This is a genomic window from Acidiplasma aeolicum, from assembly GCF_001402945.1.
GTDB lineage: Archaea > Thermoplasmatota > Thermoplasmata > Thermoplasmatales > Thermoplasmataceae > Acidiplasma > Acidiplasma aeolicum.
On the sequence record NZ_LKBG01000224.1, the window covers coordinates 1 to 13396 of the forward strand.

The 13396-nt window shown below is 34.2% G+C and carries 12 protein-coding genes; 9 read left to right on the forward strand and 3 right to left on the reverse strand.

The annotated features are described in order from the left end of the window. The first annotated feature begins 129 nt into the window (after nt 1–129). From AOG54_RS05160 to AOG54_RS05170, 3 genes are all read left to right on the forward strand, one after another. Nucleotides 130–2049: a thioredoxin domain-containing protein gene (locus AOG54_RS05160; protein WP_084779436.1), complete on the forward strand. Its 1920-nt coding sequence runs from the start codon at nt 130–132 to the stop codon at nt 2047–2049. Between the two features lie 24 nt (nt 2050–2073). Next, on the forward strand, nt 2074–3063 hold the full coding sequence (locus AOG54_RS05165) for a 60S ribosomal export protein NMD3 (RefSeq protein WP_048101416.1): 990 nt from the start codon (nt 2074–2076) through the stop codon (nt 3061–3063). Nucleotides 3064–3195: 132 nt separating this feature from the next. Beyond that, on the forward strand, nt 3196–3570 hold the full coding sequence (locus AOG54_RS05170; RefSeq protein WP_048101415.1) for a MazG-like family protein: 375 nt from the start codon (nt 3196–3198) through the stop codon (nt 3568–3570). A gap of 28 nt (nt 3571–3598) precedes the next feature. Here AOG54_RS05170 and AOG54_RS05175 read toward each other — a convergent pair whose 3' ends face one another. Both AOG54_RS05175 and AOG54_RS05180 read right to left on the reverse strand, forming a co-directional pair. Then, nucleotides 3599–5311 (reverse strand): ABC transporter ATP-binding protein, encoded by a 1713-nt coding sequence (locus AOG54_RS05175; RefSeq protein WP_054964067.1) that lies wholly within the window; start codon nt 5309–5311, stop codon nt 3599–3601. Nucleotides 5312–5314: 3 nt separating this feature from the next. After that, nucleotides 5315–7024 (reverse strand): ABC transporter ATP-binding protein, encoded by a 1710-nt coding sequence (locus AOG54_RS05180; protein ID WP_054964066.1) that lies wholly within the window; start codon nt 7022–7024, stop codon nt 5315–5317. A 123-nt stretch (nt 7025–7147) separates the two neighbouring features. Between AOG54_RS05180 and AOG54_RS05185 the strand changes: the two genes are divergently transcribed. From AOG54_RS05185 to AOG54_RS05205, 5 genes are all read left to right on the forward strand, one after another. After that, complete coding sequence (locus AOG54_RS05185) at nt 7148–7750, forward strand: hypothetical protein (RefSeq protein WP_048101411.1); 603 nt, start codon at nt 7148–7150, stop codon at nt 7748–7750. 111 nt (nt 7751–7861) lie between these two features. Then, nucleotides 7862–8443: an alpha/beta fold hydrolase gene (locus AOG54_RS05190; RefSeq protein ID WP_048101410.1), complete on the forward strand. Its 582-nt coding sequence runs from the start codon at nt 7862–7864 to the stop codon at nt 8441–8443. A 63-nt stretch (nt 8444–8506) separates the two neighbouring features. Further along, nucleotides 8507–9208, forward strand: coding sequence for a hypothetical protein (locus AOG54_RS05195; protein ID WP_054964065.1), 702 nt, complete (start codon nt 8507–8509; stop codon nt 9206–9208). A gap of 81 nt (nt 9209–9289) precedes the next feature. Continuing rightward, nucleotides 9290–9976 (forward strand): hypothetical protein, encoded by a 687-nt coding sequence (locus AOG54_RS05200; RefSeq protein WP_054964064.1) that lies wholly within the window; start codon nt 9290–9292, stop codon nt 9974–9976. Nucleotides 9977–10000: 24 nt separating this feature from the next. Next, nucleotides 10001–11557 carry a tRNA uridine(34) 5-carboxymethylaminomethyl modification radical SAM/GNAT enzyme Elp3 gene (locus AOG54_RS05205; protein WP_054964063.1) on the forward strand — a complete coding sequence of 519 codons (1557 nt, stop codon included), beginning with the start codon at nt 10001–10003 and terminating at the stop codon, nt 11555–11557. Nucleotides 11558–11646: 89 nt separating this feature from the next. Here the strand turns inward: AOG54_RS05205 and AOG54_RS05210 are convergent, their stop codons facing one another. Then, nucleotides 11647–12297, reverse strand: coding sequence for a class II aldolase/adducin family protein (locus tag AOG54_RS05210; RefSeq protein WP_048101406.1), 651 nt, complete (start codon nt 12295–12297; stop codon nt 11647–11649). A gap of 156 nt (nt 12298–12453) precedes the next feature. Here AOG54_RS05210 and AOG54_RS05215 point away from each other — a divergent pair. Beyond that, nucleotides 12454–13396 (forward strand): potassium-transporting ATPase subunit KdpA (locus tag AOG54_RS05215; protein WP_162200869.1); only part of this gene is annotated, 943 nt, incomplete at its 3' end.

Genomic DNA, 13396 nt, shown 5'->3' on the forward strand with positions numbered 1-13396 from the left:
ATAATTATGATTTTTAAAAGCAAAAATTTTTGCATTCTTTTAAAATCCTGTTAAATTCATATTAATTATATAAAATGGTTAGCAGAATTTAAAACAATATATTTGTATATATAATTTTGATAAGCACGCATGAACCATTTAAAAAATGAAAAGAGCCCATATTTACTTGAACATGCCAATAATCCTGTTGACTGGTATCCATGGTCTGATGAGGCATTTAACCTTGCAAAGAGCCTTGATAAACCTGTTTTCCTGAGCATAGGTTATTCCACATGCCACTGGTGCCATGTAATGGATATGGAAAGTTTTAGTGATAATGATGTTGCGGCAAAAATGAACTCAACATTTGTATGCATAAAGGTTGACAGGGAGGAACGGCCTGACATAGATTCTTTATACATGACAATGAGCCAGATTCTTACAGGCCAGGGAGGATGGCCGTTAAATATGATACTTACCCCTGATAAAAAACCAATATTCGCATTCACATATATACCAAAAACATCCAGAAATAACATGCCGGGCCTTATTGAGATATGCGATAGTGTAATGGAACTCTGGCAGCACAGAAGGTCTGAACTTTTAAAAAATGCTGATTCCGTAATAGGGGCAATTGAAAATTATGAAAACAGTGAAAATAAAAGCAATGATTATGATATAAAATCCCTAATTGAAAATGCATATAAATCACTTTCAAAAAATTTTGATTCCGAGTCAGGCGGCTTTGGGTCAAGCCCAAAGTTTCCATCATTCCAGAATCTAATATTTTTAATGCAGTACTATAAAAAATATCATGATGAAAATGCTTTAAATATGGTTGAAAAAACATTAAGAAATATGCGCCTTGGAGGTATTTACGATCAAATAGGTGGTGGCTTTCACAGGTACTCAACAGACTCAATATGGAGAATACCGCATTTCGAAAAGATGGCATATGACCAGGCCCTTGCAATTTCAGCATACAGCTTTGCCTACTCTTTAACAAAAAGGGATCTTTATAAAAACACCGTTGATGAAATTTTTAATTTTGTTAAATCTGATATGTTTAATGGTGCATTTCTTACCGCAATTGATGCGGATTCAGAGAATGAGGAGGGTAAATATTATCTATGGGATTACACAGAACTAAAAAATCTGGTTGATGAGGATTTTATGAAAACAGTTGATGTTTTACCGCAGGGTAATTTTTATGACGCCTATTCAAGACCAACAGGAAAAAATATCATTTACATTCCACAGAATTTGAATGACGATGAAATTTTTAATAAAAAGTTTAGAGAAAATATATTAAGGCTCCACCAGGCCAGGGATAAAAGGATAAAACCAAATACCGATGACAAGATATTATCCGATATAAATGGCATGATGATAGAGGCACTTTCAAAGGCATATATTGTTTTTAAAAAACCTGAATATCTGGATCTTGCTGAAAATGCTGCAGATTTCATCATCTCAAAAATGTATAAAGATGGTGTGCTTATGCACAGATACCGTCAGGGGGAATCTGAAATCCCGGGATTTCTTGATGATTACGCGTTCTTTGCCTCGGGCCTGCTATACCTCTATGAGGCAACATTTAATGATATTTACCTTAATTATGCAGATGATCTCATAAAAACAATGATAGGTAAATACCATGATAAATCATCAGGAGGTTTTTACTCATACCTGACAGATCTGCCGGTCAGGTTAAGGGAAAGCAATGATAATGCAATTCCATCAGGCTTTTCAGCAGCATTAAATGATATTATCATTGAATCATATATTCATGATGAATACAATGAAATTATTGATAACAGCATAAGGTCTGTTGCATCCAGTATTAAAAGGAATCCTGTATTTTTTACAGGTTCATTAAATGCATTGTTTAAAAGAATAAATATGTATAAGATAGAAACAACCAATGAATCTGCAATAAATTCTATACTAAAATACTATCCATGGAACTACTTTATTTTAAAAAAAGGTGATAATAAAATAAATGTATGCGATGAAAACAAATGCTATAATATAGATGAATCAATGATACCAAAATTGATTAATGCTTAAATACACCTATGCAATAATAAAATGATGAAATGCATAATATGCGGAAAGAACGAGGCATATAAACATGGTATGTGTTCATCCTGCCTTGCCGATCAGATCCGCCTTCAGTCCAGTAAAATGGAGATTACAGTATGCCCAAAATGCGGGGCACTTAAAATAAATAAAAAATGGTATTATAATGATACTGAAAATGTATTGAAAAGACAGGCCCTTGGCCATATTAATATCGATAATGGCAATGTTGAATCCATAAATAATCTGGAGTTAAGTGATGATAGAATCATAATAAATATAGATGTAAATAGCAAAACACTTGGCATGGTAAATAAAACAGCTGAAATAGATCTTAAAATTTTAAAGGAAAGCTGTCCTGTATGCAACAAGGTTACCGGGTCTTATTATGAGGGTATAATACAGCTAAGAACGTTCAGCACAGAATTTGACAGCAGGCTCAATGATGCCAAAGACCTAATTGTGTCGTATGTAAGGGATTTAAACAGGGATAACCCAAATTCCTTTATAAGCAGGATAGAAAATAAAAGGGAGGGCATAGACATATATCTGGGCAGAAAGGAGGACGCAATAAAAATAGATAAGCTTTTAAATAGCATGTATTTTACATCAATGAAGCAAACAAAATCACTTGCCGGGAGAAAGGATGGCAAAGACATATTCAGATACACACATTTAATAAGAATACTTGATGTTACAAAGGGATCAATATTATTTGATAAAAAATATTATATGGTTACATCCATATCAGCAAACAGCATTGGGATTATGGATTTGGACACCCAGACCACAGAAAATATTACACAGAAGGAATTTTACAGAAGGAATTTTAATATTATAAGAAAGGAGCCATTAATTGATAAATTCATAGTAATATCCACTGATGGTGGAGAATCACAGATAATGAATTCTGAAACATATAAAATTATAACTGTAAGACAGGTATTTGACTCAAAGGAGGTCTCGCTTTACAAATACCGGGATAGGTACTACAGCATGTAAGCATTTGAAGAAATTTAATAAATCATAACCGCGCGCTTAAAATTTTATGGCTTATTTAAACCAATTTAGAATTACGGTGAATCACCGGATAATACCACCAAAGTTTTAATAATATATTTGCCTTTTTAATTTATGGCAACAATTGAGGGCCTTCAAAAAATTGCAAGGGAATTTGTTGAAAAAAGGGACTGGCAAAAATTTCAGACATTAAAGGATTTATCAATGAACTCTGCCATAGAATCCTCTGAACTCATGGAGATATTTCTATGGCACGATCTAAATTTTGAGGCTGATATTAAAAACGGGCGTAATCCTGATATAATGAAAAAGATACAGAATGAAATATCTGATATATTTTTCACATGCCTTGCAATGGCAAACGAGCTGAACTTCAATCTTGAGGATGCATTCTTAAATAAAATGTCTGAACTGGATCAGAGGTATGATGTGGAAAAGGTCAGGGGAAAAATAGTAAAAATACCATCACCGGACCATAAGGAAAAGTAACAGCAGCTATTTTAAAAATTTCATTAATTTAATTTTGTGTGTAAATTGATTTATATATCCTGTAAAACTTCCCCTCCTTTTTAAGCAGGGCCTGCGGATTTCCATATTCCACTATGCTGCCATTATCAAGATAATAAACAGCATCCGTATGAAGTATTGTTTTAATATGATGTGCTATTATAATCATTGTCTTATCCGCCATTAAATTCAATAATGCATCCTGAATTCTTTTTTCATTGATTGAATCAAGTTCAGATGTGGCCTCATCCATTATTATAATATCAGGGTTTTTAATAACGGCCCTTAAAATTGACACCGCCTGCCTCTGCCCCTCAGAAAGCCTGTTTCCATGCATGCCAATATCATCATGCAAATTTAAACCTGAAAATACCTCTGAGAGGCCAAGATCATTAATTTTATTTTTTATTTCCTCCTCTGTAATATTTTCATTTGAAAATTTAATATTGTCCAGAATGGTGCCATCAAACAGAAAGGGATCCTGAAGTATCACACCAAAATGTTTTCTGTAATTATATGTATTAATTCTTGAGATATCAATATTGTCCATTAAAATTGATCCTGAATCTGGATGATAGAATTTTAGTATTAAATTTGTAATGGTGGTTTTTCCAGCACCCGTTCTGCCCACAAGTGCTATTTTTTCACCCTTTTTTATCTCCATTGATATATTTTTTAAAACCCTTGTTTTATTGTATGAAAAATCCACATTAATAAGTTTTATTGACTCTTTTAAGCTGATATCATCCACATCATAATGATTTTCCTCTGCAGGCTCATCAATTATTCTATAGATACGTTCCACCGCAATTGATGATGACTGGTATGAGTTATAAAACTGGGAAAGCTGGACAATGGGCGTGAAAAATCCCTGAACATATATGACAAAGGATACAACAAGGCCTATGCTGATGGTACCGGATAATATCTGCATGCCACCCATATAAAGCACAAGGATAATTCCGGCCGCCTCAATAATCTCCATCATGCTGGAAAAAATTGATGTTAATTTAACTGCATTAACATTTGCATTAAAATTATTCCTGTTGAGCGATTCAAACTGCCTTTCAAATACATCCTCTGCACCATTTGATTTAACAGCATTTATACCATTTATTGATTCTGAAACACCACCTGTTAATGCTGCTATTTTTCTTCTAACCTCATGATAATTATATCTTATTTTTCCGCTCATAATTGCAATTACCGCCAGAAGGAACGGAATAACAATAATCGCATAGGCAGTTAACACAGGGTCAAGGTAAACCATAATTATTATGGATGCAATTATGCCAATTACACCTGCAGCAACCTGTGGAAGTTGAAATGTTAAAAATTCGCTTAATGTCTCAGCATCGTTTGTAATCCTGCTAATGATCTGGCCTGACTGTTTCTGGCCATAATATGATAGCGGCACATACTGTAAGTTTTTAAACATGCTCTGGCGCAGGCTTTTTATAACCTGCTGGGCCGTAATCATTGAATAAAACGTTCTCTTTTTTGATGCAATATAATTAATAAAGTATACCAAAATATAAATTATTGAGAATAAAACCACAAGCCTGAATCTAAGATCCAGTATATAATCAACAGAAAGGCCTATAAACAGTGGGCCAAGCATTGAAACTGCAGATGTTGCTATTATTGAGATTATAATAATTAATGAATTCTTCCGGTAACCCAGCATCTGCCTTATTAATCTTATAAGGTATTTATTAAACATTAATTATACCTCCTGGCTTTCATAAAATTGAGCCATTATGGGGCTGTTCTTTTCAACATAATCCCTTGGGCCATGATCAATTACTGCACCATCCTTCATTATTATTACAAAATCTGCAAGACTTAATGCGGAAATTTTGTTGCTTATTATAATTGCAGTCTTGTCAATAATATAGTTTTTGAGCGACTCAATAATCTCATGTTCCGTGTAAACATCCAGATTTGCGGTGGAATCATCAAAAATAATAATTTTTGGATTTTTTATAACCACCCTTGCAATGGCTATTCTTTCCTTCTGGCCCCCTGAAAGGTTAATGCCCCTTTCACCAATGAGTGCGCCATATTTGTCTGGAAGTGATTCTATAAAATCATCAATGCCTGCAATTCTGGCAGCATTTTTAATCTCATCATCTGTATATTCCATGCCAAGCGTTATATTAAATTTAATTGTGCCGGAGAATAATGTTATGTCCTGTGAAATTATTCCTATGGTATTCCTTAGAATCTTATCGTTTATTTCCCTTAATTCATTTCCACCGAGATAAACATGGCCATCATAATTCTTATAAAGACCGGATATTATGTTTGCAAGTGTTGTTTTACCGGATCCAGTAAAGCCCATTATCATTATCTTTGACCCCTCAGGCATATCCATGTTAATATTTTTCAGCAGGGTCCTGCCATTGATATTATAACTCAAATTAACTATTTTTATATCATATGAATTTATGTTTTTTATAGAATATAAATCTTTCTCCGGAGTATAATCCATTGAATTAATCCTTTCAAGGCTGGCCCTGCCATTTTCATAGAATGATATGTACCTTCCATAAAATCTAACCGGTCTGAGCACTATGGCAAAAACATTGACTGCTGCTATTATTGAACCAATGCTAAGATTATAATAAACAGACCGGTAGCCACCATATATTATTATGAAACCTGTTGCCATGCTTATTAGAAAGAGTGATAATGGCACATAAAAGGACCTTATTGCCGCAATATTTTTATAGTCCCCATAGTAGTCATCTGTTATTGAATTAAATTTATTTATTTCACTGTCCTCAGCATTAAAGGATCTGACAACCCTGTTACCGGCAATATTCTGGTTCAACCTATCATTCATATATCCATATTTTGACCTTAAACCCCTCCAGTACGGCCTCTGTGATCTCTGTAATTTAACAGTTAACAGGATCACAGGAATGATTACAGCAAAGAATATTAATGTAAAACCATAATAAAGCCTTGTCAAATCTATGGCTGCAACAATTATTAGGAATGTTACACTGAAGAAGTTTGACAGTGTCATATTTATTAATCGGCGTAATGTTTCCATATCCATTGTGAATTTTGATAATGTATCGCCGGGGTGATTCTGCATAAAATATTCATAATTTCTGTCCATTACCTTTTCAAACTGTTCCCTTCTTAAATTATATATAAATCTCTGGCTTACCTTATTTGAATAATAATCAATAATAAATATAAAAAATGATACAAGTGCCGATACAAATAATATTAGGATGGAGAAATGATAGATTCCCATAAAATTTTTTTCCTTCATTGAATTTACCGCATCACCGATATAAAGCGGTATTAACACACTAAAGTATGCAAACAGAATGGATGCTGCAACAACCGCTGTAATGAGATGCCACAGCCCCCTGACATTCCTAAATATTATGGAGTAATCATTTAACCTATAACGCATTATAAATCTATATGCCCGATTTGTATTTTTATTTATCTTTTACCGGTATTAAGTGAATAAAAAATTAAAGTTTCATACCGATAATATTATATATTCTCATTAGTTTATTGTATTTGGGATAATATGAGTGGTGAAAGATATTATTACTATTTAAAACTCATTAATTCACCAGCAGATAATTCCATAGATTATTTCATGGATATATCCCAGCAGCTTGAAAATGATGCAGGCCTGGATGAAAATGAGATAATAAGCCTTGAAAATATAATCAACGATGCAATGGCAAGGTATAACAGGGTGCCCGTAAGGGTGGTTAATTCTGTAACAGGCATGGAGGAGGAGCCACCAAAAACTACAGTTGATGACTTCGGGGGCAATGCCATTTATTTAGGCATCGAGAAAAAGTATGGCATAGAATGGAAGGTTTATGAGCCAAAGTATGATTACAGCCTGCTCTTTAAAAAATGGTATTACAATGAAAATATTTCAAAAAAATTAAACACAATACTCAGGCCTGCCATACCGGGAAGGCTGAGCAATTATTTTGACATACCGCCATGGATGTTCGGTACAAGCTCGTTAAAGGGTATAAAATACGTTGGCCTTAAGGATATAATAGACGCAGCTGTATCCATGGAGGTTATCCCAAATAAATATCACCTTGTTTCTAGGGGTATACCAAAAGAATTTATAGACCATCTAAAGGAGGGTGATATGTGGATTTGAATTTTCTTATTTTTCTGTCATTCAATGTATGACAGAATTAATTATTTCATTTTAAATAAAATACATAAAAAATTGAAAACGTTTAATTAATAGCTAATAATTATAGAATATATGTTAGAGGATAAATTTATTGATGTGGATGGTGCAAGCATACATTATATTGAAAGCGGATCTGGAAAGCCCTTTTTAATGTTTCATGGGGCAAGATTTAACTGCAGGACATACGAGGAAACCGGCACAATAGATGCCGTTGCAAATTCTGGTTTTCACGCAATATCTGTGGATTTCCCGGGTTTCGGCAAATCTGCAAATCTTAGCATATCATTATCAGAATTTATTAACAAATTTATGACAGCACTAAAAATTAAGAGTGCAATAATTCTTGGTGCATCCATGGGTGGTGAGGCTGTTGTTGGCTTTGCAGTAAATTATCCTGATATGGTTGATGGCCTTGTACTCAGCGGTGCTGTTGGTGTTTCACAGTATGAGGAAAAATTAAATAATATCTCAGGCAAGCCAATGCTGTTAATGTGGGGCAAAAACGATGCCGTTTCACCACAGAATAATTATGAGCTGCTGTTAAAATACAATAAAAAGGCAGAGTTTTATAATGTTGGAAGGCAGCACGCATGCTATCTTGACGACTCTAAAGAGTTTAACCAGCATATAACAGATTTTTTAAAAAAATTGTAATTTTTATTATTATCATTAAAATAAAATGCGAAAAATTATATACTCCAGATATCATTAACACATATGTCCAGTCTTAAAAAGGAATACGAGGAATTAACACAAACTTTAAAGGGGCTGCAATCAGAGCTTGGGGATAAGGATAATGAGATCAGCCAGCTGAAGGAAAAGATAACACAGCTTGAAAATGAAAATTCAAAGCTTAATGATACAATTATGGAAAAGGATTCTGAGATAGAAAAATACGCAAAATCACAGGCAGATTTAAAGGACCAGATATCTGCGCTTTCCGATTTAAAGGATAAATTTACAGAGGAAATTGAGAGTTTTAACGCACAGACACAGCATTATAAGGATGAAATTAATGATTTGAATAACAGGCTTTCAGAATCCGGAAACCAGATACAGGATTTAAAATCGGAGTTGCATGATCGGGATATTAAAATCGCATCATTAAACAGTGATATAAATTCAATACAAAAAAAATTTAATGATTTAATGGAGGAAAACAAAAAATTAAATTCAATTTTAAAGGATTTGCAGGATAAAAATGATGATCTTTCATACCAGATAAAGACACTGCAGCTGGAGGATAAAAACAACAAGGATATTATAGATAGCTATGAAAAGGAGCATGAACTTTTTAAAGGCCTTCTTGAAAAATACAGATATATATTAAATAACAATATATCAATGCTGACAACAGAAAAATCACGTACATATTCAAGAACAAAAAAGGCAAAGGAGGCAGATAAAAAATCACAGTAATTTAAAAAAATTTTATTGCATTAAAATAATGTTATTATTTTATAATAGAAAACATAATATAATATATTTAAATAATTAAGCGTGCAGTATGAATTTAGGGGCGGAAAAATTTATCAGGACGGTAACGAGGTCTATTCAGTAAATACAGTTCAGGGCAGCCTCGGTCCAAGAGCTGTGGAAATTACCGGTCAGCAGACAATATCAATACAGAGAACCGGCGGTGTATATAAGATAATGCAAAATGATATGGACATGGGTTCAATTTCACGCGGGCTCAGGATGAATTACAATGGTAGAAATTATTCAATAACTGCATTCAGCTCCGACGGAATGAACCGCGTTTCAAATCTGCTTTCAGATGGCACAAAGGTTGGAACAATTACCATTTCAGGTGACAGTTTAATTGGTGTATGCGATTTTATGAATGATGAGGTTCCATTAATAATTTATTTATCATTACTGTCACCGTATATTAACCGTCTTGGCCCACAGCCCGGAAACATGCAAAATAACCGTGCAAACATGTACAGAATGTCACGTGGCTATTTAATTGCATCAAACCTTGTATTTGTGCTTGCAATAATTTTTATTTTTGCAGGTTCATTTATACTTCCCAAATCAATTGTTGATTCACATTATTTCCTTTACATAGATTATGGTGTTATCGTTATTGCCATAGCCCTTTCATACGTTATAAGGTTTATTGGAAGAAAAAAATACAGGGAGCAGATGGCGCAGAAAAATGATGATATGAATAATAATTTATAATCATTTATAATTTAGATACCAGTTATGGATTTCTATGAAGAAATTACAAATGAATTAAAAAGCGGAAGAATAAGAAATAAGATGGAATTGCAGAAAGAAAAGGTTAAACTATCAAAAAAATTTAATCTTGATGTTGTTCCAAGCGATGTTGAAATTTTAAATTATGGGGATAATAAAAACGAATTCAGGGAGCTTTTAAAAAAGAAACCAACAAGAACAATTTCAGGGGTTGCCGTGGTAGCAGCAATGACATCCCCGGAGGCATGCCCGCACGGCAAATGTTTATTCTGCCCCGGTGGTGTTGATAATAATTCACCGCAGTCATACACAGGATTTGAACCATCTGCATTAAGGGGTAGAAATAATTATTATGATTCATACAATATAACATTTAACAGGTTAAAGCAGCTTGAAAATATTGGGCATGATACAAGCAAGGTTGACCTCATAGTAATGGGTGGCACATTTACCGCGAGAACCGAGGAATACCAGAAAAACTTTGTCAAGGGTTGCCTTGATGGCATGAATAAAAAAATATCAAATACACTTGAGGAATCCATTTTAGAAAATGAAACAGCATCAAGGAGATGCATAGGATTAACAATAGAAACAAAACCGGACTGGTTTTATGAAAAGGAAATAGACCTTGCACTGTCATATGGTACAACAAAGGTTGAGCTTGGGGTTCAGATTTTAAATGATAAGATTTTAAGGGATAACTTAAGGGGGCATGGTATAGCAGAAATCATAAGATCAACCCAGCTTGCAAGGGATGCCGGTCTTAAGGTTTTATACCATCTTATGCCGGGCATGTACGGGGCGGATTATAAGGATGATATAAAAAGTTTTGACCTGATGATGTCATCACCGGATTACATGCCTGACATGCTTAAGATATATCCTACGCTTGTGGTTAAAAATACATCAGTATACAGACTCTGGAGGGAGGGAAAATATACACCATATGATACAGAAAGGGCTGTGCAGGTAATATCATACTTTATGAAAAACATGCCACCATGGGTAAGGGTCATGAGAATGCAGAGGGATATACCGGTGCATTTTATAGAGGCCGGCGTTAAGAGAAGCGACCTTCACAATCTTGTAAATGAAAACCTTAAAAGCCTTGGAATAAGGACAATGGAGATAAGAAGCAGGGAGGTAGGAATAACAGGAGAAAAATTTGATAGCGATTACAAACTTATCAGAAGGAATTATATCGCAGCCGGCGGGGATGAAATATTTTTATCATTTGAAAACTCCAGAAATGAGATTATTGGATATTTAAGGCTCAGGATCCCCTCTGAAATGGCACATAGAAAGGAGGTTCTGGGATCGTCCATCATAAGAGAAATAAAGGTTCTTGGTGATGTGGTGCCAATAGGTTCTGAAATAGAAACAAACTGGCAGCATCATGGTTTTGGCCAGAGGCTAATCAGGGAGGCCGAGAGAATAACACTTGAGGAATATGACAAAAAACGCATACTTGTAATAAGCGGAATTGGTGTCAGAAACTACTTCAGGAAGCTTGGTTATGAAAGGCTTGGCCCTTACATGGCAAAATCCCTGAATCACAACTAAAAATACATGCATTTAATATCCAGAATAAAACTAAAAAATGATTATTTATCAGGCATCATTATAATTCAGGATACATTCTCTTTTTATGGTTATTCCCAGTTTTTCCATTGTTTAAGATAATTTCCAGACTTTTCCATTAATATTTTTATATCCTCATCCGGTATTGTTGTGTATTTTCCATACATAATAGCATAGGACATAATTCTTGCAGTTTTTTCTAAAACCTCTGAGGCGGCCATTGCCCTTTCCATATCCTGGCCAACTGAAACCGCACCATGGTTTGCCATTATTGCCGCATTATTACTGCCAAGTGCATTGACAACGTTCTGTGCAAGCTCCTCTGTTCCGGTTAATGCATACCTTGCTATTTTTACCGATTTCCCGAGTATCATTGCAACGTCCTCAGTAATTGCCGGGATTTCCATGTTTATTACTGAAAATATGCTTGAGTATACGGCATGTGTATGTATTATAAAATTAACATCCGGCCTTTTCTTATATATTTCATAATGCATGAGCCTTTCACTTGATGGTTCAAGTGTACCCTCTATTTTTTTCCCATTTATGTCTGTTACAACTATATCTTCAGGCCTTAATTTTGAATAATTTGATCCACTAGGGGTAATGCATATATAATTACCAGAACGCATGCTTATATTCCCCCAGGATCCAACGGTAAAGCCGCTGGCATACATTCTTTTGCATGCATTTACAACATTTTCCTTGCATGATTCTAGCATTATTTGTGATTATTACAATATATAAAAATGTGATTAAATATAAATATATGGATGATATTAAACAATACTCATGCTGGTATCGTATATAATAGTTGGTGTACTTCTTTTATTGGTTGCAGTATACCTTATAATCTCAATATTAGAGGCTGAGAGGCTATGATCAGTATATACTCATTAATAGACAGTAACAGGGAAATTTCTGGGCTTTTAATTGTGTTTTTTTATATAATTATCGCCCTGTTTTTTGGCTACCTGATTTCGGGGTTTATCAGGAAAATTTATCTTGATCAGGAGGAAAAAACATGGATTTATCCGGTATCCGGGAGAATTGTAAATTTTTTTGAGCGATTTTTAAAAGAGGATAAGAACAGGCAGATGGATTTTAAGGAATACTTTTTAAATCTTCTTATCTTTAATTTTTTTGCAGGTCTCATTGGCATAATCTTTATTTATTTTCAGAATTATTTACCATATTCACATGCAAATAATCACATGACACTATCACTAATTGTTAATACAGTTGTCAGCTTTCTAACAAATACAAATCTTGAGCATTTTTCCAATCCATTTGATCTGAGCATACTTTCATGGACATTTGTAATAACCGGATTGATGTTTTTATCTGCAGGAACCGGTTTTGCAGCATCCATGGCATTTATACGTGCAATATTAAACGACAATGGAAAGCTGGGAAATTTTTATCATGATTTTTTGATATCCATATTTTATGTAATATTCCCGCTGACCATTCTTTTTACTGTTATTCTTGTACTTTCCGGTGTGCCTGAAACCCTGAGCAGTTATATAAATGTACTTCCAATTGGAAGCAACTCTGCGGTCAGGCTTCCACTTGGCCCTGTGGCAACCCTGGTTTCAATTAAGGGTGTTGGAACCAATGGCGGTGGCTTTTACGGTGCAAATGCCGCATATCCCCTTGGAAATCCAAACTGGTTTACAAACATAGTTGAGTATGTTTCGTTCATGCTTGTTCCACTTGGTTCGGTATTTTCATTAAGATTGATTTTTGATAAGAGATTTGGAAACATGGTCATTGGTGTTTTAACATTTATATTTGTTTTTACATCCGTTGTTGCATTTA

Bases quoted from the DNA above. Each gene is read 5' to 3' on its own strand.
- AOG54_RS05160 (WP_084779436.1), top strand. From the start codon at position 130: ATGAACCATTTAAAAAATGAAAAGAGCCCATATTTACTTGAACATGCC.
- AOG54_RS05165 (WP_048101416.1), top strand. From the start codon at position 2,074: ATGAAATGCATAATATGCGGAAAGAACGAGGCATATAAACATGGTATG.
- AOG54_RS05170 (WP_048101415.1), top strand. From the start codon at position 3,196: ATGGCAACAATTGAGGGCCTTCAAAAAATTGCAAGGGAATTTGTTGAA.
- AOG54_RS05175 (WP_054964067.1), bottom strand. From the start codon at position 5,311: ATGTTTAATAAATACCTTATAAGATTAATAAGGCAGATGCTGGGTTAC.
- AOG54_RS05180 (WP_054964066.1), bottom strand. From the start codon at position 7,024: ATGCGTTATAGGTTAAATGATTACTCCATAATATTTAGGAATGTCAGG.
- AOG54_RS05185 (WP_048101411.1), top strand. From the start codon at position 7,148: ATGAGTGGTGAAAGATATTATTACTATTTAAAACTCATTAATTCACCA.
- AOG54_RS05190 (WP_048101410.1), top strand. From the start codon at position 7,862: ATGTTAGAGGATAAATTTATTGATGTGGATGGTGCAAGCATACATTAT.
- AOG54_RS05195 (WP_054964065.1), top strand. From the start codon at position 8,507: ATGTCCAGTCTTAAAAAGGAATACGAGGAATTAACACAAACTTTAAAG.
- AOG54_RS05205 (WP_054964063.1), top strand. From the start codon at position 10,001: ATGGATTTCTATGAAGAAATTACAAATGAATTAAAAAGCGGAAGAATA.
- AOG54_RS05210 (WP_048101406.1), bottom strand. From the start codon at position 12,297: ATGCTAGAATCATGCAAGGAAAATGTTGTAAATGCATGCAAAAGAATG.